We start from the raw sequence: 18,755 nt of genomic DNA on the forward strand, positions 1-18,755 counted from the left end.
TGTCATCGACGTGGGGATTAATCGTCTGCCAAATGGCCGTCTCGTCGGCGATTGCGACTACGAAGGCGTGCGGAAGCGGGCTTCCTACATCACGCCGGTACCAGGTGGCGTGGGGCCGATGACGGTCACGATGCTTCTGGTCAACACGATCAGCTCGGCAGAACGTTCATTAATGGCGGCTTCTTACCGGGCCTCAACAAACATTCACGAGGCTCACGGAGCATAATACATAAGGGCGTCGGCACCTGTTTCTTGACTTGACGGCCGGCGGGCTCCCCGCCGGATTGTCGTAAGTACATGTACAAACGGCTGGCGGGTCTTGGCAAAGCGGCTTGCGAGGTCCCGCCCCTGGAGCTATAAGGTCGCTTCGCTTGGCGACCGACCTCCGCGCAAAGTTCCTTTGCCGACGTTCGGCGGCAGCAATCACATATCCTCGGTCGGGCGGAGCGTAGCGCAGCCTGGTAGCGCACTTGCTTCGGGAGCAAGGGGTCGGGAGTTCGAATCTCCCCGCTCCGACCATTATTTCGGTTGTGATTTGCCACGCACTCCGTCCACATCATCATATACAGCCCCGCCAGACCGATGCGCGTATTCGTAGCCGAGCGCGCTATGGACCAGCCTCAGAGTCACCTCAAGAAGGTGACGCAGAGGATAAAGATAAATGCGCCCACCATTAGTGTGGCGTGGAATGACATGAGCAGGCGTCGAGCCTCAGCTTCAGGCATAAAACTTGAGAGTATCAAAGCCATAGTGGTTCATCTTTCTGCTCGCCGAGCTATGTGCTCGGCGTAACTGGCGCGCCTTGCAAACACGAGACAGCTGTGATTTATGCCGTATCACCGGTTCGCCGCCCCGAAAGTCTCCCGGAGCGGCGGACATGTCAGTTAGGTAAGGACTTTTTAGAGCTGGTTAGAGCTGGCGCCCGTTCGCAAAGGCATCAACCTCACGTTTGGCTTCCTCGTGATCTAGCGAGTATTTTGACTGAACCTGGGTAACCAAATCCGCATTGTCTTTTAGGGCTCTGATTTCCTGATGTGAGAACTTGCCCCACTTCTGCTCAATCTCGCCCCTCATACCGCTCGGTGAAGCCGTGTTGGGCTGGGTGTTTTTCTGGGCTTGTGCGTTGTCAGTCATGATGTATCTCCAAATTATACAATATTGAAAATCTAGATTTTGAAACTCGATGAATTCGAACTTCCAAACATACATATGGATAATACATTCGACAAAACAATGCCGATCGCAGAAATAAAAGCTTAAATACTAAATTTGCCAGCGCTGACACAAATATACTTGCAAATATTTCCGATTAAATATTTTAAAGATACTTATTCTTTCTACAAAGTCTATTTAACAACATTTGCTGTGTCGACTGATCCGCTACGAGCTTTGCCTTGCCTCGGTTACTGGTGCACAGCCCAATCCCAAAAGATTGCTTGCTTGAAGTCGCACCCTTACCACCCCTGATTGTTGCAGCCTCAACGACGTTGCTTTCGCGCTACTTGGTAGGGCACTTGCTTCGGGAGCAAGGGATTGGGAGTTCGCATCTCCCCGCTCCGACCATTATTTATCTTTCGGATAGTCGGGGCAGCCCCTTCGCGTCATAAGTTGTCCCGTGAGGGACGGGTACCGCCCTGGCTCGGTTTGCTCGCCGTTAGAGGGCATTGCCTGCACCCGCTGCGCGGGGCACGACTTCATTAAATTGGTGCTTCGGCTTTTGAGCTATAACGGTCACAAAAGCTCTACGACGTACTCGCGCAGACGCTCCGCCAGCCGCCGCGCATCGCCGCTCCGAATTCCCCGTTCATCGACGGTTTCGCCCAGATACGCCCTGCGCACATCCTCGAGGATCGCGGCATCCTGATTCCGGATTTGTGGGATGGCCCATTCAGCGGCTGCATCTTTCGTGACGAACTCACCCGTGCTGGCGGTTCGCCACATCCTCGCAAGTGTCAAAAGGACGTTCCGCTCGTCTCCTTCAAAACTGTCCAGCAGCGCCGGGAGTGCATCCCGCATGGCCTGCCGGACCTGCTCTGGGGGGATTACAGGCAGCAGCTCGGGTGCGCGCGGGCCGAACAGGGGCAGAGCCGCCTGACGGGCTTGCGCGAGAACCAGCGTATGTTCGGGATCATGTGCGGGCATCGGTCTATCACCAGCCTCGAAAGCGTCCCGCAACCATTCGCCATAGATGAATTCTGCCCGCGCCGGGAAGGCCACTTCAGCAAAGTCGGATCGACGGAATACCATGATCTCGAGGCAGCGCGGGCCTCCCGGCGTTGCAGGATGGCGGCCGGATAGTCGCAGCAGAGCCGTCAACAGTTCATCACGCTGATCGTCGGTCAGGTCGCGCTCCACGACCGCCAGAAGGTCAATGTCGCTCTGCCGCTGAAGCCGGTTTAAACCCGCCGACCCATGCAGATAAACAGCAAGCAACGTCTCCCCAAGGATGGCGCGCAAAGCCGCTACCGCTCTTTGTGTCTGCTCGGCTTGTTCTGGTCTCGTCTGCATTGGTCGCCTCGCTTCTCGTGAGGCGCTTAGCACCCAAAAGGTGGCTTTGTCCCGCATAGCCGCCCTCAAGAAGATCGCAGCGTCGCCACTCCTGGTTTCAGGACTTGCGCTTTTTTCCTCGCGCTATACGACGATCCGTTTGGTTCCAGTTCCGGATGAGACCAGGAGATTGCTGCATGCCAACCGCCCGCAGAATCGTTGTCGAGGCCCACGGTGGGCCAGAGGTTCTATCGCTTGTATCCGTAGACGTGCCACCGCCTGCCGCGGGAGAGGTGACAGTCCGACACTCCGCGATCGGCTTCAATTTCATCGACACCTACCAGCGTAGCGGCAGCTATCCGCTCGACTTGCCGAGCGGTCTCGGCTTTGAGGCGGCCGGGCGCGTTGAGGCGGTCGGGGACAGCGTGATCGGGATCAAAGTCGGCGACCGGGTTGCGTATATGAACGCGGGCGTGGGCGCCTACTCCGAACTGCGCAATGTCCCCGCAGCAAAACTCGTCGTCTTGCCGGACAACGTGAGCGATGAAGCTGCCGCTTCGCTGTTGTTCAAGGGAATGACTGCACAGTATCTCGTCCGCAAAACGCATGCTGTCCAGCCGGGCGACCTGCTGCTTGTTCATAGCGCTGCTGGCGGCGTTGGGCAGATCCTGACCCGCTGGGCTACCGCGCTTGGCGCGACCGTGATCGGAACGACGAGCTCTCCCCACAAGCGCGATCAGGCGCTGGCGGCCGGAGCCGTCGCGGTCATCGACACGAATGATGAGAATTGGCCAGAGGCATTTGTGAAAGCAGCAGGCGGCCGCAAGGCCCGCGTTGTCTATGATGCCGTTGGCAAAGACACGCTTCTCAAGTCCCTGGACTGCGCTGCGCCTTTCGGTCTCGTCGTCATTTACGGTGCCGCCTCGGGACGCGCACCTTCCATCGATCCCGAATTGCTGAACAAGAAAGGCTGCCTCTTCCTGACGCGCCCGTCCGTCTTCCCGCACAATGCCGATCCGGAGACGTTCCGCGCTAACGCGGCCGATCTGTTCGATGCCATCGGCAAAGGACATGTCACCGTCGACATCGGTGCGCGCTTTCCACTTGAGCAGGTCGCCGACGCCCATAGAGCCGCCGAGGCACGCAGCGTAACCGGCGCTATCGTGATCACGCCGTAGGCAACGTTCGTATCAACGTACGCCTCATGGGCGGGGTTCGAACTTTCCCCGCTCCCGGCCAAAGGGGGCTCCGACACGGCGGGTGAGCGTTGATGCGTCCGCTATGGCACGAACGCGATTGCCCGCGCGGGTGCGCCGGACCCCTTCGCGATCTTCATCGGCAGCACAACGCCCCACGCTCCGGTCGCAGGAAGTTGGTCGAGATTTGTCACGTTTTCCAAGCCGACCACATTGGCGGCGCCTGCGATGCGGTGGACGAGGAAGTCCTTCGAAGGCCCGTTGTCAATGCTGGCGGTGTCGACGCCCAGGACCGCAACACCGCGGTCGACAAGGAGGCGCGCCGCCTCAGGCCCATAGGAGGGAAAGTGCAGGTTGCTGGCATCGCCCGGCGTGTCGTCACCGAGATAAGCGCGCTTGTTAGGCCAGCGGTTGCTCCAGCCCGTCCGCAATAGAACGATAGCGCCGTCTGGGATCTTACCGTGGGCATGCTCCCAGTCGCTAACATCCTGTGCGCTTAACGTGTAATCGGTATCCTCGGCGGCCTTTGTCGACACGTCGATAACGACCGCTGGCCCGCTTAAGCGATCGATGGGAATTGCAGCGGTCGTCTGGCCACGTTCGGCAAAGTGAAAGGGTGCGTCGACGTGCGTGCCCCCATGCTCGGGTGAGCAAAATCTGTAGGACGCATAAAAGAAGCCCCGCTCGGTGACGCCTTTGTGTACTTCGTCGAGCTGAAAGGTTTTCGTCTCCGTCGGCCAATAGATTGTATTGGCGTCGATAGGATGGGTGAGGTCGACGATCGTCGCCTTGGAGACATCAAGGGCCTGCGCCGCTGGAGCTGAACTGAGTGAGGACGAAGTGACTATCAGCACGATGAACGCGAAGGTGAAGGACAATCGGAGAAATATGGTCATTGCAGCCTCTCGGAATCATTGCGATGGAGAGCGTATATGAACGCTGGCGCCGTCCACTATGCCGACCTGTTTTAGGCCAGCGTACCCCGTTACGTCCGCTTCCCACACGATCAAGTTGCCGAGACATACAGGGCGCCCGAGACGTAAGGGGTATCCGGTTCTATGGTGATTACGCCGTAGGGCTGGGACGATAGCTGTGCTGAGATGCAGAACCCTAACGTTAAGAGTTAGGAGTTAGGATCTCCGCCGTTCGATCATGTTTCCGTGACGATCGCGGACTTCGATCTCTAGCGAAACGGTGGCGCTAGTGGCAGCCGCTAGCCCAACGTGTACGAACTCCCCGATCTGCGCGATCCATTGCTCACGTGTGCTGTCAGGTCGAAGCTGAACGTGCTCGATGCGGCTAGCAGCCGCCACCTTGGCGGCACCCTGCTGCAATGGGAATGGGCTGACCGTAATGCCACCGTCTGTGCCGATGTCGTCAATCCTGTAGGCGACTGCGGCTAATGCCTCTTGGTTGAGACGGCGCTTGTATCGGCGGCACTCCACGAGGACGATTGCGCGATTGCTTTCGCGGATGCCCTTCGCATCGATTTCCCAGTCTGTTCCGCTCTTGCGGCCAGAAGCCCTCTGTTTGCCTTCGATTTCCGCGAGCCCAAAATGTTTGCCGATCAGCTGCAGAACGTATACCGCAACTTCCTCGTAGTTTTCCCATGCTTTATCGCGCTTGGTCGGACGGTGCGGTGGTGCGATGGACTTTTCCTATTGGCTAGACTTTCACTGTCAAAGTAACCGCGACTTTAATGTCCACCCGGGCGGAAGTCGACACTGGCTAGTCTTCCTTTGTCATCAGCTAAGTTCCCTTAGGTCAATCGTCCAACAGATCCGTCGGCTTCGCCCATTTATGCTATGTTAGAGCGCGTTAGATCGCAGCGCACCATTGCGCGGCCTTCAATCGCCGAAACAGAACCAGCGGGTAACCGCTCACTCTTAGCTTTTCCGATCATGAGCGCCAAACTGACATTCAATACAGACATGACGTTTTCGTACGGCGAACCGGCGCAAATGGCTCCGGGCGTGCAGCGGATCGTTGCGAATAATCCGGGTCCGTTCACGTTCAAGGGTACGAATACGTATCTGGTGGGGACCGAGGCACTTGCTGTCATCGACCCCGGTCCGGATGATCCAGCCCATCGCGATGCCATTCTTGCCGCGGCGAAAGGACGGCCGATAACGCATGTCCTCATCACGCATACGCATCGCGATCACGTAGATGGTCTTGCCGCACTGCAGGACGCGACCGGCGCCAAGAGCTACGGCTATGGCCGCCGAAAGTTCGCGACGCAAGTGAAAGGCACAAGCCCCTCGGGCACGGAATTTATCGATCTTGACTTTGCGCCAGATGTCGTGGTGCAGGATGGCGATGTGATCTCGGGGCCGGACTGGACTTTGCTCGGCCTTTACACACCTGGGCATGCGCCCGATCACCTCTGTTTCGAGCTTTGCGACCAGGGTGTGATCTTTTCGGGTGACCACGTCATGGGTTGGAATACGACGGTTATCGCGCCGCCCGAGGGACACATGGCGTCATATATGGCGTCTCTGGAACGTCTGCTTGAGCGCCAGGGTGAGTTCTATCTGCCTGGTCATGGCGGGCGTATCGAAACACCCCAGCGCGCCGTGAAGGCCTATCTGCTGCACCGGCAATGGCGCGAGCAAGCCGTGCTCCGCGCCGTGCGCGGTGGAGTTGGCAGCATTCGCGATATCGTCCGGCTTATCTATCCCGACCTTTCGGACAAGCTGATTATCGCAGCCTCGCTGTCCGTCCAGGCGCATGTCGAGCATCTGATGGACAAAGGTGAAATCGAAAAGCAAACGCCGCTCGATTTCGATACGCCGCTCAGCGCGCGCGCCTAGCGCTGCTGCGGCGTGGCGTGTCGCCCTCCGCAGTCGGTACTGTCGCTTCCAGCCGAACAACGATCTCCTTCAGTATTCGCCGGATGCGTTCCGTATTGCGTCCGAGATCATGGGCGCCGTAGCGCGAGGCCGACCGCACATCGATTTGCGCAGTCTGGCTGTTGCCGGTCACGCGGATCGCGACGTCATCGTAAAACCCCCAGATAGGTGTGCGGTCATAGGCTTCAATCAATCCGGTAGCCGGAAAATCCTCGCCAGGCGGTTCTTCATTAACGAGGGACAAACGCTGACGGCGCAGGGCGTCAGCGGAAATTTCGTAGGCCTCCGCTACGGAGCGATTGATCTGCAGTGGGCGCAGGTCCGGATAAGCCCGCATCTGCGCTTCCGCAAATGCCGCCCCTGGATACTTAGGGTTGTTCGCATCACGCGCGCGGGCGGCAGCCAACTTCTTGAAGGGTGGTGGGGACTTCGTATCCGTCGTCAAATCATTGATTTCGGGCTTGTCTCTGATCGTCGCCAACTGCGGCAGCGGCCAGCCAATGACGGCCAGTGCAATCAGAACCCCCACAAAGACCCGCGCGCCCCCGGCAGCGCCGACCCGCCATATTCGAACGCTGGCGATGAAAGCCAACGCGAGCGAGATAAACCCGCCGAGAATTGAAAGCTTGACGAGATTGAGCGCCACGGGTGTCGGAATAGAAAACAGCCTGTGAAGGAACAAGGCAGACAAAACAAGCGCCGCGCTGAAGAGCGCGATGCGCGTTGTCCAGCGTGCTGACACTGGTGTGGTCTCACTCGCATCCTCAGTAAGCGGCATCGTGAGGTCATTCCCCTTGCGAAGTGGTCGCGTGACGCACATCGTCACCGTGCAAAATTAGCTCATGACGACTGAGCCTGCGCGCCGCTCTATGGGAAGAGGCACTGCTTGTGCCATTCCACATCGGCTGTGGCTCGACGAAACACCAGACGATCGTGGAGACGGTAAGGCCGCTCGTGCCAGAACTCTATCTCCAGGGGGACCAGACGGAAGCCCGACCAATGGGGAGGACGCGCGACGTCGGAGCCAGAAAACCGGGCTTCCTGTTCCGCAACGCGACTTTCGAGAACCTCGCGCGAGGGTAGCCTGCGCGATTGATCAGACGACCATGCCCCGATCTGACTCCCCCGCGGGCGCATCGCAAAATAGGCGTCGGCCTCATCGGGCGTGACGGATGAAAGAATACCGCGCACGCGGATTTGGCGCTGCAGAGATTTCCAGTGAAACAAAAGCGCGGCCTGCGGGTGTGCCTTGAGCTCTTGAGACTTTGCACTGGTGAGGTTGGTGTAGAAAACAAAACCGCGGTCTGGACCGGCCTCGTCATCGAGACCCTTAAGCAGCACCATGCGCACATTCGGCATGCCGCGCTGATCGACCGTCGCCAGCGCCATTGCATTGGGATCGGCTGGCTCGCTCGCTTCCGCTTCCGTCAGCCACGCGGAGAACAAAGCAAAAGGATCATCCGCTCCGAGAAAGTCTTCACTGGCCGCTTGCCCCGGCTCCGTCTTGAAATTGCCGTCCTCTTTCGATTTCACTTCGCCACCGATCATGGTTAACGCCTCAATTTCCCGAATCGCACGAATGACGCGACCGTTTAGTTGCTCTTAACGCGTAACGTGCACACTTGGAATCTCGCGGCTTAAGTTTGTGGGCCGATTGTCTTGTCTTTGCGTTCTGCTTGATGTGAGCGTCATGCGTCATTGTAATTGCTTGCCTTCATTGCTGGCCATATTTGTGGTCATTGCCGCCGCCTCTATGATGGGCGCGGCTTCAGCAACTGCTGCGGATGCGCAAACATCATCTGCAAACGCCGAGTGCAAAGATACGCAAAACGGTGGGCAAACGCTGCGTCCCAAGTTTGCTGGGCTTTCCGCTCCCGCAGTTACCGTATTCGATGTCTCTGATCAGCGCGCGGCGCTCGAAAGTGTGCAGTATGCCCTGACTGAAATCAGTGACGGGGCTAGCTATGTCTGGCATCGTGGTCATGGTAAACTCTCCGGTGTCGTGCAGCCGACCCAGTCATTCAAGGACGCGAATGGCAAAATATGCCGTCATTTCGTCGTCATGCTCGCCTCGGGCACCTATACAAAACGCACGGAAACTGTCGCGTGTCGGACGGAGGATGGCATCTGGCAGCTAGACGGCTAAGAAATCATTGGCTTTTTTGATATTTCGGCGCTCGCCACCCCGCGGGCGCCCCTTCGTGTCACTTAGCCGCCGACTTCCTATCACATGGCCATCTGGACCACGGGGCCCTTTTGTGTAGGATGCGCGCGAAACATCATAGAAACTTAAAAAGGGCTTAGGGCTTATGACCGAACCTGCGCCGGGCACGGGCGCCGCCACTGGCACTCTGATGACTGGCAAGCGCGGCCTTATCATGGGGGTTGCCAACAATCGTTCAATCGCCTGGGGTATCGCCAAAGCATGTGTGGCGCAGGGCGCTGAAGTCGCTCTGACTTATCAAGGCGACGCGCTTAAAAAACGCGTTGAGCCATTGGCTGCTGAGCTTGGCTCCAACCTCGTGCTCCCGTGCGATGTCACCAATGCGGCTTCGATGGATGCCGTATTTGAATCTCTAGGCAATGCCTGGGGTGGCCTTGACTTCCTGGTCCACGCCATCGCGTTTTCCGACAAATCCGAGCTCGACGGCCGTTATGTCGACACCACGGAAAAAAACTTCTCACAAACGATGCTGGTGTCGTGCTTTTCGCTCACGGCATTGGCCCAGCGCGCTGAAAAGTTAATGCCGTCAGGGGGATCAATCCTCACGCTTACCTACTATGGCGCAGAAAAGGTCATGCCCCATTACAACGTGATGGGCGTTGCCAAGGCCGCCCTGGAAGCGTCCGTCCGTTATCTCGCCGCCGACCTCGGGCGTACGGGAATCCGCGTCAACGCTATTTCTGCCGGGCCGATCAAAACGCTGGCGGCATCGGGAATCTCGGACTTCCGGTATATCTTGAAGTGGAACGAGTATAATTCGCCGCTACGCCGTACCGTAACGATTGAAGAAGTGGGCTCTGCCGGGCTCTATCTTTTGTCAGATCTCTCACGTGGCGTAACCGGTGAGGTCCATCACGTCGACTCCGGCTATCACGTGCAAGGCATGAAGAACGAGGACGCGCCCGATATTACAGTGGCTAAAGGGGATTAGCTGGTTGCGGCCTTCCGCGGCCGCCTTTATCCCGCTTTTCGGATCATTCAGGGTCTACGGCATCAGCCTATCGATGCATTGCGCGCGTGTTGTGAGCTACCATATGCCTGAGGTGGCGGGCACGAAGCATTACGATGGGGACCATGCTTGAAGATGTCACAATATACTGCATCCGACACGGTGAAACGGATTGGAATGCAGAGTCGCGCTATCAAGGCCAGGCCAATATTCCCCTAAACGCGCGAGGGCGCGCGCAGGCCAAGCGCAACGGCGAAGCACTTCGGCAATTTCTGCCCCAGATCGCCGACGCGGACTTCGTCGCCAGCCCGCTCGACCGCGCGTATGAGACCATGCGTATCGTGCGCCGTGCGCTGGAGCTTCCAGAAGACGACTTCCGTCTCGAAGACAGATTGCGCGAAGTTCACTATGGACATTGGGAAGGTAAGCTGCTCACCGAGCTTCCTGAGCTCGATCCGGTGGGCGTGGCGGACCGGCGGGCCGATCCCTTCAAATGGCGTCCCGACGGGGGCGAGAGCTATTCAGACCTCATGGAGCGTGTGGCGGAATGGCTGGAGACCGTTAAGCGGGATACAGTTATCGCGGCGCATGGCGGCGTCAGCCGATCGCTCCGGGGGTATCTACTCGGTGCGGACATGGGCGGTGTCTTACGTGTGCCCGTGCCTCAAGATCAGGTCCTGATTATCCGCAACGGTGAAATGCAGTGGCTCTAGCGGCCATGCGCGCTCCCACACCTCTACCGTCTCATAAAAGCAGAAAGAGCTGAAGCAGCGGCCGCCTCAGCTCTTTCCAACGCTGGTTAAAGAATCGCTCCTACGGGTTGCTCAGACCCACAAGAGAAACTCCTTTTGCATGGTAATCACGACGCTCCCTTCGTTGTATGTCGTTCAGCTTGGTTGAACAAACGAAGGCGCGACGGACTCTTTACCTACGCGGCTGCGTGTTCCGGCTTAGCGTTCCTCATCCTAAGCATGTAAATGCCAGCCGGTTCCCTGTGGAATCTTCGGCTCGGTCATTGAGGTTGAAAACCCGGAGTTTGCCGAAGACACGCCTTGGGTGGGCTGTGTCGACGGGAATCACGCTGTTACTGAATCTGAGTCATAAGCTGCGTTGCGGGGCATTGTCATCCAGAATGCCCGCTACGGGTGGGTTGCGACGCGCTTGCCGGCCCCGTAAATGTCTTTTGCAACACACTCCGCTATAGAATCAGCGGGCAACCGACACCGAGGATGTATCATTCTCGTCGTCCCTTTTGCCGTACGAGGCCCATGTCACACAACTCATTCGGTCATCTTTTCCGCCTTACGACCTGGGGCGAAAGCCACGGTCCGGCGATCGGCGGCGTCGTTGATGGCTGTCCACCAGGAATTCCCCTTGAGGCCTCGGAAATTCAGACCTACCTCGACAAACGTAAACCGGGGCAATCGCGCTTTACGACGCAACGTAAAGAGCCGGATACAGTCGAAATCCTTTCGGGTGTTTTTCAGGATCAATCCGGTCGACAGGTCACGACCGGAACACCTATTTCCCTGATGATCCGAAACGTCGATCAGCGGTCGAAAGACTATGGTGAGATTGCCCGCACATTCCGCCCGGGACATGCCGACTTCACATACCAGCAGAAGTACGGAATTCGCGATTATCGCGGCGGCGGCCGTTCGTCTGCGCGCGAAACGGCTGTGCGGGTCGCGGGGGGTGCCGTCGCGCGCAAGATCCTCGACGGCGTGACATTCAAAGGCGGATTGGTCCAGATCGGCCCACACAAGATCAATCGTGACCGGATTGACTGGGGGACCGTCGATGACAACCCCTTCTTCTGCCCCGATCCGAGCGTGGTCGACTTCTGGTCGACCTATCTCGACGGCATCCGCAAGGATGGTTCCTCCATCGGCGCAGTCGTCGAGGTGATCGCGGAGGGTGTGCCGGCGGGCCTCGGCGCCCCGCTCTACGGAAAACTCGATCAAGATCTCGCGTCAGCGATGATGAGCATCAACGCCGTTAAGGCCGTCGAAATCGGTGACGGCATGATGGCGGCGACGCTTACGGGAGAAGAGAACGCTGATGAAATCCGTCTCGACAGGGATGGGCAACCAGTGTTCCTATCAAACCATGCAGGCGGCATTCTGGGCGGTATTTCAACGGGGCAGCCCATCGTCTGCCGGTTCGCGGTAAAACCGACGTCGTCAATTCTCAAGCCGCGCTTGACGATTGATGCCGACGGCAACGAGACGGAAATCGTCACAAAAGGCCGGCACGACCCGTGTGTTGGAATTCGGGCCGTGCCAATCGGGGAAGCCATGATGGCAATCGTACTTGCCGACCATTTGCTGCGTCATAGGGGACAATGCGGACCGGGCGGCTAGCCAAACAGTACTTGAGGGCAGAATGGGCATTCCCGCGCGAGATATTGAACACGCCGAAGGTTACATCGTCCGCTACGATAGCGCGAAAGCGGGTACCCGCGTTTATGCAATGGCAGCGATCGGCGTGGGCGTGTGCGCCGCCGCTATTTTGCTGGGCAGCGAAATTTTGATTGCCCTTGGCCTCGGCGCTCTCGCCACGGCTTATTATTTCTATCCGTTTCTGGAAGCACGCCGCGCCCGGCTGGGGGCCAATGAATACGGCATCTTCATAGAGGGTTTCGGCCTTATCGACTGGCGATCCATCCGGCGTATCGAGCTCGTTCCCACTTCCGTGAGGAGTATCATCCTCCACGAGTTGCAAATCCAGCTTAGCCAACCGGTCTCAAGAGCACTGCTCGTCGATTGGCGCCGCATGCCACTTTACCGCCGGCTGATGCGCCTTCCCTGGGTTATAACTCCTGATGACAACACGCTCCACGTCGAGTTGGACTCATTCAAGCAGTCCCCCGAGACGGTGCACCGCACTCTGCAAAGCATCTGGCAGCACTATCGCGGCTGGTGAGCTTCACTTGGGAACCGGTGTGCTCTCATTCTGTACCCGGGTCTTCGCGGGCAGAGGTACACCTGCAGTTTTGAACGCTTCTGCCTGACGCGCCTCGACGACTGCAGGGTCGAAGTCTTGAATGGTTTCATTAAACAGCTCGTACCAGTTGAGCTTGGCGCCAAGATGCAGGAATACGCCACCTAGGCCAATCGCAGCGCGATCCATGAAGACGAACTCGCGCGGGACGGTCACTGGCCCCTTTTCCTTCAGCATCTTGCTCACAGTGAAGGCTTCCTTGCGGCCATACTCGCCCGGAGCGGTATCCTCGGCGATGGTGCGCTCGCGATCATCGAGTAAGGGGCCGTAGATGAACCGCGCCCAGATCGTCAGCGCCTCGATTAGTTCGTCGTTGAGGCCCCGAAAGCCCCACCTCTCGTAGGCATGGACGATGAGGTCGCGGTCGTTGCGTTGCAATCCCGTATAAAGATCGATGACGCCGCTGATGAACGAGATCGGAAAGGTCCGGATGCATCCGTAATCCAGGAGGTTCACGCCGCCGGGTTTCGCGTCAGCCTCGGAGGATGGGAAGATCGTGTAGTTGCCCAGATGCGGATCGCCATGAATGGCCCCGAAATGACTGAAGGGGTACCACCATGCTCGGAACATCGCGCGCGCAATCGTATTGCGGTCTTCGAGTGCGTGCTCCTTGAACTCCAGCAGTGGGCGCCCTTCCAGCCACGTCATGGATAGCAGCCGTTTGGTCGACAGCTCCGGCACGACCTCGGGCACCCGGATCGCCGCGTCGTCTCGGAAGATCAAATCGTAGAGCGCGATGTGGCAAGCTTCGAGTTCGTAATCGAGTTCCTCGCGCAGGCGCAGTGAGATCTCCTGATAGATTTCTTTCGTATCGATGCCTGGATCCATCCGGGCGTGAAGCTGGAAGATGACCCAGAGCTGATTGAGATCCGCCTCCACGGCCGATTGCATATCGGGATACTGCAGCTTGACCGCCAGATCGCGGCCATCGGCTGCGACAGCGCGATGGACTTGCCCTAGCGAGGCCGAAGCTGCTGCTTCCGTCGAGAAGTCCTTGAACCGGTCACGCCATTCCGGCCCAAGCTCCGCGACCATGCGCCGACGCACGAATCCGGGGCCCATCGGCGGTGCCTGGCTTTGAAGCTGCGCCAGCTCTCTGGCATATTCCTTTGGGAGAGCCTCTGGAATGGTTGAAAGCAGCTGGGCCACTTTCATAATCGGTCCCTTAAGTCCTCCGAGTGCCGCGGCAAGATCCTGCGCTGCCTTTGATCGGTCAAACTCAAGACCAAGAAAGCGTTGCCCCGCAAACCGCGCGGCCACGGAGCCGACGTTGGAGCCAACACGGGCATATCGCGCAGCGCGCGCTGAAAAGCGATTTTCTTCGTTGCTCATGTAGCTTTCCGGTTTTGACTTCAGGACTTCTCTCAACGGATATCGCCACGCCCGTCGCGCGCTTCAACATGATGTTATGCCAACGTGAGATCGGCTTCACCGGCATTTCATGCTATCGCAGACCCAATACAAGAGGCCGCCTTTTATTCAACGTGCGAAGCGATAGAAACGGATTACACCTATGTTCTTCCGAGCCCCCGTCTTAGTCGCCATCATGGGCCTGGTTTGGGGCGGCGTTGCTCTTGCCGCCGAAACTCAAGCCCCGCCATTGCAGGTCTTCAAGTCCGCCACATGCAGCTGCTGCTCAGCCTGGATCAAGCATATGACCCAACACGGCTTTACAGCTGAGGCGCAGGACGTTGCCGCAGGTGAACTGGCGCGGATCAAGCAATCCGCTGGCATCGGACCGCAGCACGCCTCCTGCCACACGGCCAAGATCGGCGGCTATTCCATCGAAGGTCACGTACCGGCCGCCGATGTGAAGCGGTTGCTTGCGGAAAAGCCAGATGCCGTTGGGCTTGCGGTTCCGGGGATGCCGATCGGATCACCCGGAATGGAAGCGGGCGACACGCGCGAGCCGTACGAGGTGCTTCTCATCAAGCATGACGGCACGAGCGAAGTCTGGTCGAAGCAGAACCAGTAGTTCTCAGCGGTTCATTGTGCCTTCGTCGAGGGTAACGCTGAGCGAGATCGCCGAAGCTCCCGCGAACAAGTCGCGGGATGACCGATGTGTGGGTGCGAGCGCATTACCCCCGCAACCCGACGTCCCAGGCCACACCGGGCCGCATCTGATCGAGAGTGACGGCGGAGGCATAGGCTCATAGGCTCCCGCCGTCCTCGTATACTTCTAAGCCGCGCGATCCATCGCCTCGAGTTCGTCGATCATGCCTTCGATGACCTTGAGGCCCTTCTTCCAGAATTGCGGATCGCGGGCATCTAGGCCGAAGGGTGCGAGCATCTCTGAGTGATGCTTCGAGCCACCGGCTTTCAGCATGTCGAAATACTTTTCGACGAAGCCCGGATGCGCTTCTTGATACAGACCGTAGAGCGAATTCACGAGGCAGTCGCCGAACGCATATGCGTAAACGTAGAACGGCGAATGGATGAAGTGTGGCACATAGGTCCAGAAGACCTCATATCCATCCTTGAATTCGATCGCAGGCCCCAGGCTTTCTGCCTGAACTTCCATCCAAATGGCGTTGATCTGATCCGAGGTCAGCTCACCGCTGCGTCGTGCTTCATGCACCTTACGCTCGAATGTGTAGAACGCGATCTGACGGACGACCGTATTCAACATGTCCTCGACTTTGCCGGCCATCATCGCTTTGCGCTCTTTCGGGTCGGTCGTGTCGGCCAGCAGTTTACGGAATGTGAGCATCTCGCCGAAGACCGATGCGGTTTCTGCAAGCGTCAACGGTGTCGGTGCGAGCAAGGGACCCTGATCGCGCGCAAGCCACTGGTGAACACCGTGGCCTAGCTCATGCGCCAACGTCATGACGCAACGCGGCTTGCCGAGATAGTTCATCAGCACGTACGGGTGGGCTGAGGGAACCGTGGCCGCAGAAAATGCCCCAGGAGCCTTGCCGGGCCGGACCGGCGCATCGATCCAATTATTCTCGAAGAAGCGGTCGGCGATCTCAGCCATCTCGGGCGCGAACCCGCCATAGGCAGAGAGCACCATCTCACGTGCCTCCGGCCATGAAATCACACGCTCAGGACGGTCCGGAAGCGGTGCGTTGCGATCCCAGTGGGCCAACTTGTCGAGACCGAGCCACTTCGCTTTCATCGCGTAATAGCGGTGGGACAGTCTGGGGTAGGCCTCGCGCACGGACTGTACGAGGGCGTCGACCACAGGGGCTTCAACGCGGTTGGACAGATGGCGGCTGTCCGCAACGTCCTTGAAACCGCGCCAACGATCCGAGATTTCCTTGTCCTTGGCGAGAGTATTCGTGATCAGCGTGAAGACACGCACATTGTCCTTGAAGACTTTCGCCAGCGCTTCCGAGCCAGCTTGCCGGCGCGCCCGATCTGAATCCGACATCAGATTGAGCGTCGGTTCCAATGCTAGAGGCTCGTCTTCGCCTTCGACGTCGAAGCGGAGGGCGGACATCGTTTCATTGAAGTGACGCGTCCAAGCGCTCCGTCCAGTCTGGCCCTTTTCGGTGAACAAACGCTCGATGTCTTCGGAGAGCTGATATGGCTTCTCTTTGCGCAGATCCTCGAACCACGGTTTGTAGTGCGCCAGGTCCGGGTGTGTCAGGGCCTTATCAAGAACAGCGTCATCGATCTGGTTGAGTTCCAGCTCAAAGAAAATGAGATCCGTCCAAATCGCGGTCAGCTTCTCTGAAACATCACCGTAGAACTTCGCAATTGTCGGGTCGGACTGGTCGGCGGCGTAAAGCAGACCGGCATAGGAGCCCAGGCGTCCCAAAACATCCGCCAAATCTTCATAGGACTTTACCGCCTTCGCTAGAATAGCGCCGTCGGCAGCCATGGTCGCAAGCTTGCCTTGGCACGTCTCTTTGATGCGTGCCGCGGCCGCAGCTGCTGCTTCCAGGTCGCGCTGAACCTCTGGCGCAGTTGGAGCCGTATAAAGATCATCAAGTCTCCAGTTCGGCAGATCGCCAAGCTGGGCCGTCGCCGCGGACGCGGCCTCAGGCGGAGACATCGTTACAGTCATCAAGTCGGCGAATTTCGCACGCGGCGTCAACGTCATATCGTGCTCCGGCAAATGGCAGGGAAATCGGTGTTAATGTGCCGATCATGGTGTCGAACTTCAAGGTCGACGTTTCACGGCGGGACAACATAAGGGGCATGCCCTTGTGCCACTTTCGAGAAAAAAGCACCAAGACGGCAAATTCGGAAACGGCTTCTTTACCCTTATCGGGCAATTCTCATCCCGCAAGTCGAGTAGCTGCTTGCTGCGTTGGTACTCGGAGCGCCTGTCCATGGCGCCGATGTGTATCGCGCTCTGCAGCATCGTTTTAGTCGAGTTTGAGTACGAGTGCCCCCATGGCAAAACGCGTCCTTGTTGTCGATGACGACCCAGTACAGCGCCGTCTCCTTGAGGAAGTCATTAAACGCCTCGGTTATGAGACGAAGACCGCCGCATCCGGCGAACAAGCCCTATCCCTTCTTGATGACCGTGAAACGAACGCCATTGGGCTCGTTCTGCTCGATCTGGTGATGCCGGAAGTAGACGGCATGGCCGTTCTTGACCGGATGCGCGAAAAGCCAGGCATGCCGCCGGTGATCGTTCAAACGGCTCATGGTTCTATCGATGCAGCCATCAACGCCATGCGCGCCGGCGCCGTCGATTTCGTGATCAAGCCGGCAAGCCCGGAACGCCTTGAGGTTTCCATCAAGAGCGCGCTCAAGATTGAAGCCCTTTCGGGTGAAATCTCCCGGATGCGCAAGACCGTCGAGGGGACTATGACTTTCGCCGATCTGGTCATGCGTGGCGATGCCATGAACCGCGTAGTCGCACTCGGTAAGCGTGCCGCAGCTTCCAACATTCCGGTCCTCATCGAGGGGGAGTCGGGTGTCGGTAAAGAGTTGATCGCACGGGCCGTGCAGGGTGAATCCGATCGCGCAGGCAAGCCGTTCATCACGGTCAACTGCGGCGCAATTCCCGAGAACCTCGTAGAATCCGTCCTGTTCGGGCACGAAAAGGGCTCGTTCACGGGTGCCGTCGATAAGCGCATCGGTAAGTTCCAAGAAGCCGACGGCGGAACGCTGTTCCTGGATGAAGTCGGTGAGCTGCCACTTGAAGCTCAGGTCAAACTCCTCCGCGCTCTGCAAGAGGGCGAAGTTGACCCGGTCGGCAGCAAGCGTCCAGTCAAGGTGGACTTCCGCCTGATCTCGGCGACCAATCGCGACATGATCCAGCTCGTCAAGGAAGGTAAATTCCGCGAGGACCTGTATTACCGGCTCAACGTCTTCCCAATCTGGGTGCCGCCCCTGAGAGAACGTGCGGATGACATCCCCGAACTCGCCCACCACTTCCTGGCCCGGTTCGCGGCTGAAGAGGGTAAACGGGTCACCTCGATCAGCGAAGACGCGCTTCGTCTGCTCAAATCCTATTCCTGGCCGGGCAACGTGCGCCAGCTCGAAAACGCCCTGTTCCGCGCTGTCGTGTTGACGGATGGCGCTGAACTTACGGTCAGCGAGTTCCCGCAGATTGCTGCCCACGTCGAGGGCTTCAAGGTTCAACCGCCGGAAGCTCCGGCAGCACCGATCTCAACCACGCCCACTTATACGGGTCCGGCGTTGCTCGGCGCGGAGAACACGATCCCACAGACTATCGAAGTAAAGCCAGGCGCGCTCGGTATCCCGGCGATGGACCCAGGCGGCAATGTGCGGCCGCTTGATGAAATCGAAGCCGATATGATCCGCCTGGCACTCGGACGCTATCGCGGTCACATGACGGAAGTTGCTAAGCGGTTGAAGATCGGTCGCTCGACGCTCTACCGAAAAATGCAGGAATACGGACTGGAGCCCAGGGCCAACTAGGGCACTCCAAACTCCCAGAACTCTCGAAAGCCCTCTTTCGAGTTTGCGAGAAGGGCTCGGCCACCTATGAGTTGCCGGGCCCTTTTGGCATGCATGCGCGGTCCCGTGTCGAAATTTGAGCGCAGAACAATCCATCCGTGGGCGCAGCTTCGACTATTTGCGGTCAAATTCAGCTGTAACATCCTTGCGAATGGCATTAT

The 18,755-nt window shown here is 58.3% G+C and carries 17 protein-coding genes, 1 tRNA gene and 1 pseudogene; 11 read left to right on the forward strand and 8 right to left on the reverse strand.

The window, feature by feature from the left end:
- Both K5845_RS10985 and K5845_RS10990 read left to right on the forward strand, forming a co-directional pair.
- A pseudogene (locus K5845_RS10985) lies at positions 1 to 226 on the forward strand (bifunctional methylenetetrahydrofolate dehydrogenase/methenyltetrahydrofolate cyclohydrolase); the annotation flags it as partial.
- A gap of 216 nt (positions 227 to 442) precedes the next feature.
- Positions 443 to 519, forward strand: a tRNA-Pro gene (locus tag K5845_RS10990).
- 390 nt (positions 520 to 909) lie between these two features.
- Here the strand turns inward: K5845_RS10990 and K5845_RS10995 are convergent.
- Positions 910 to 1,134, reverse strand: coding sequence for a hypothetical protein (locus tag K5845_RS10995; protein ID WP_287958988.1), 225 nt, complete (start codon positions 1,132 to 1,134; stop codon positions 910 to 912).
- Positions 1,135 to 1,731: 597 nt separating this feature from the next.
- Positions 1,732 to 2,508 (reverse strand): aminoglycoside adenylyltransferase domain-containing protein, encoded by a 777-nt coding sequence (locus K5845_RS11000; RefSeq protein WP_090225749.1) that lies wholly within the window; start codon positions 2,506 to 2,508, stop codon positions 1,732 to 1,734.
- Between the two features lie 176 nt (positions 2,509 to 2,684).
- Here K5845_RS11000 and K5845_RS11005 point away from each other — a divergent pair, with 176 nt between their 5' ends.
- The gene (locus tag K5845_RS11005; RefSeq protein ID WP_287958989.1) at positions 2,685 to 3,665 is read left to right on the forward strand and encodes a quinone oxidoreductase family protein; all 981 of its coding nucleotides are present in this window, start codon (positions 2,685 to 2,687) and stop codon (positions 3,663 to 3,665) included.
- Between the two features lie 101 nt (positions 3,666 to 3,766).
- On the opposite strand, the gene K5845_RS11010 is transcribed toward K5845_RS11005, so the two are convergent.
- Positions 3,767 to 4,579, reverse strand: a complete 813-nt coding sequence (locus K5845_RS11010; protein WP_287958990.1) for a cyclase family protein — start codon at positions 4,577 to 4,579, stop codon at positions 3,767 to 3,769.
- Positions 4,580 to 4,813: 234 nt separating this feature from the next.
- Complete coding sequence (locus K5845_RS21210; protein WP_353736546.1) at positions 4,814 to 5,332, reverse strand: restriction endonuclease; 519 nt, start codon at positions 5,330 to 5,332, stop codon at positions 4,814 to 4,816.
- Positions 5,333 to 5,584: 252 nt separating this feature from the next.
- On the opposite strand from K5845_RS21210, the gene K5845_RS11020 reads away from it, so the two are divergent.
- The gene (locus tag K5845_RS11020; protein ID WP_287958992.1) at positions 5,585 to 6,496 is read left to right on the forward strand and encodes an MBL fold metallo-hydrolase; all 912 of its coding nucleotides are present in this window, start codon (positions 5,585 to 5,587) and stop codon (positions 6,494 to 6,496) included.
- Here K5845_RS11020 and K5845_RS11025 read toward each other — a convergent pair.
- On the reverse strand, positions 6,480 to 7,313 hold the full coding sequence (locus K5845_RS11025; protein ID WP_287958993.1) for a DUF1499 domain-containing protein: 834 nt from the start codon (positions 7,311 to 7,313) through the stop codon (positions 6,480 to 6,482). The genes K5845_RS11020 and K5845_RS11025 overlap by 17 nt on opposite strands.
- A gap of 89 nt (positions 7,314 to 7,402) precedes the next feature.
- Complete coding sequence (pdxH, locus tag K5845_RS11030; RefSeq protein ID WP_287958994.1) at positions 7,403 to 8,083, reverse strand: pyridoxamine 5'-phosphate oxidase; 681 nt, start codon at positions 8,081 to 8,083, stop codon at positions 7,403 to 7,405.
- A 142-nt stretch (positions 8,084 to 8,225) separates the two neighbouring features.
- Here pdxH and K5845_RS11035 point away from each other — a divergent pair, with 142 nt between their 5' ends.
- The 5 genes from K5845_RS11035 (at position 8,226) to K5845_RS11055 (ending at position 12,633) form a co-directional block, all read left to right on the forward strand.
- The gene (locus tag K5845_RS11035) at positions 8,226 to 8,681 is read left to right on the forward strand and encodes an RT0821/Lpp0805 family surface protein (protein WP_287958995.1); all 456 of its coding nucleotides are present in this window, start codon (positions 8,226 to 8,228) and stop codon (positions 8,679 to 8,681) included.
- Positions 8,682 to 8,844: 163 nt separating this feature from the next.
- Positions 8,845 to 9,690 (forward strand): enoyl-ACP reductase FabI, encoded by an 846-nt coding sequence (gene fabI, locus K5845_RS11040; protein ID WP_046478296.1) that lies wholly within the window; start codon positions 8,845 to 8,847, stop codon positions 9,688 to 9,690.
- Between the two features lie 143 nt (positions 9,691 to 9,833).
- On the forward strand, positions 9,834 to 10,421 hold the full coding sequence (locus K5845_RS11045) for a histidine phosphatase family protein (protein WP_046480276.1): 588 nt from the start codon (positions 9,834 to 9,836) through the stop codon (positions 10,419 to 10,421).
- A 555-nt stretch (positions 10,422 to 10,976) separates the two neighbouring features.
- Entirely contained in the window at positions 10,977 to 12,071 is a 1,095-nt protein-coding gene (aroC, locus tag K5845_RS11050) for a chorismate synthase (RefSeq protein WP_046478295.1), read from the forward strand.
- Positions 12,072 to 12,093: 22 nt separating this feature from the next.
- Entirely contained in the window at positions 12,094 to 12,633 is a 540-nt protein-coding gene (locus K5845_RS11055) for a hypothetical protein (protein WP_090225760.1), read from the forward strand.
- Positions 12,634 to 12,636: 3 nt separating this feature from the next.
- On the opposite strand, the gene K5845_RS11060 is transcribed toward K5845_RS11055, so the two are convergent.
- The gene (locus K5845_RS11060; protein ID WP_046478293.1) at positions 12,637 to 14,043 is read right to left on the reverse strand and encodes an ABC1 kinase family protein; all 1,407 of its coding nucleotides are present in this window, start codon (positions 14,041 to 14,043) and stop codon (positions 12,637 to 12,639) included.
- A 181-nt stretch (positions 14,044 to 14,224) separates the two neighbouring features.
- Here K5845_RS11060 and K5845_RS11065 point away from each other — a divergent pair, with 181 nt between their 5' ends.
- Positions 14,225 to 14,686 (forward strand): DUF411 domain-containing protein, encoded by a 462-nt coding sequence (locus tag K5845_RS11065; protein ID WP_287958996.1) that lies wholly within the window; start codon positions 14,225 to 14,227, stop codon positions 14,684 to 14,686.
- A gap of 204 nt (positions 14,687 to 14,890) precedes the next feature.
- Here the strand turns inward: K5845_RS11065 and K5845_RS11070 are convergent, their stop codons facing one another.
- Positions 14,891 to 16,723: a M3 family oligoendopeptidase gene (locus tag K5845_RS11070; RefSeq protein WP_287959210.1), complete on the reverse strand. Its 1,833-nt coding sequence runs from the start codon at positions 16,721 to 16,723 to the stop codon at positions 14,891 to 14,893.
- 332 nt (positions 16,724 to 17,055) lie between these two features.
- Between K5845_RS11070 and K5845_RS11075 the strand changes: the two genes are divergently transcribed.
- On the forward strand, positions 17,056 to 18,555 hold the full coding sequence (locus K5845_RS11075; protein WP_046478291.1) for a sigma-54-dependent transcriptional regulator: 1,500 nt from the start codon (positions 17,056 to 17,058) through the stop codon (positions 18,553 to 18,555).
- Positions 18,556 to 18,755: the final 200 nt, after the last annotated feature.

The sequence above is a fragment of the Filomicrobium sp. genome (genome assembly GCF_025698805.1).
Lineage (GTDB): Bacteria > Pseudomonadota > Alphaproteobacteria > Rhizobiales > Hyphomicrobiaceae > Filomicrobium > Filomicrobium insigne.

Coding starts and splice junctions, on each gene's coding strand:
- aroC (WP_046478295.1), top strand. CDS start 10,977: ATGTCACACAACTCATTCGGTCATCTTTTCCGCCTTACGACCTGGGGC.
- K5845_RS11025 (WP_287958993.1), bottom strand. CDS start 7,313: ATGCCGCTTACTGAGGATGCGAGTGAGACCACACCAGTGTCAGCACGC.
- K5845_RS11070 (WP_287959210.1), bottom strand. CDS start 16,723: ATGACTGTAACGATGTCTCCGCCTGAGGCCGCGTCCGCGGCGACGGCC.
- K5845_RS11055 (WP_090225760.1), top strand. CDS start 12,094: ATGGGCATTCCCGCGCGAGATATTGAACACGCCGAAGGTTACATCGTC.
- K5845_RS11075 (WP_046478291.1), top strand. CDS start 17,056: ATGGCAAAACGCGTCCTTGTTGTCGATGACGACCCAGTACAGCGCCGT.
- K5845_RS11020 (WP_287958992.1), top strand. CDS start 5,585: ATGAGCGCCAAACTGACATTCAATACAGACATGACGTTTTCGTACGGC.
- K5845_RS11045 (WP_046480276.1), top strand. CDS start 9,834: ATGCTTGAAGATGTCACAATATACTGCATCCGACACGGTGAAACGGAT.
- K5845_RS11010 (WP_287958990.1), bottom strand. CDS start 4,579: ATGACCATATTTCTCCGATTGTCCTTCACCTTCGCGTTCATCGTGCTG.
- K5845_RS11035 (WP_287958995.1), top strand. CDS start 8,226: ATGCGTCATTGTAATTGCTTGCCTTCATTGCTGGCCATATTTGTGGTC.
- pdxH (WP_287958994.1), bottom strand. CDS start 8,083: ATGATCGGTGGCGAAGTGAAATCGAAAGAGGACGGCAATTTCAAGACG.
- K5845_RS11005 (WP_287958989.1), top strand. CDS start 2,685: ATGCCAACCGCCCGCAGAATCGTTGTCGAGGCCCACGGTGGGCCAGAG.
- K5845_RS11065 (WP_287958996.1), top strand. CDS start 14,225: ATGTTCTTCCGAGCCCCCGTCTTAGTCGCCATCATGGGCCTGGTTTGG.
- fabI (WP_046478296.1), top strand. CDS start 8,845: ATGACCGAACCTGCGCCGGGCACGGGCGCCGCCACTGGCACTCTGATG.
- K5845_RS10995 (WP_287958988.1), bottom strand. CDS start 1,134: ATGACTGACAACGCACAAGCCCAGAAAAACACCCAGCCCAACACGGCT.
- K5845_RS11060 (WP_046478293.1), bottom strand. CDS start 14,043: ATGAGCAACGAAGAAAATCGCTTTTCAGCGCGCGCTGCGCGATATGCC.
- K5845_RS11000 (WP_090225749.1), bottom strand. CDS start 2,508: ATGCAGACGAGACCAGAACAAGCCGAGCAGACACAAAGAGCGGTAGCG.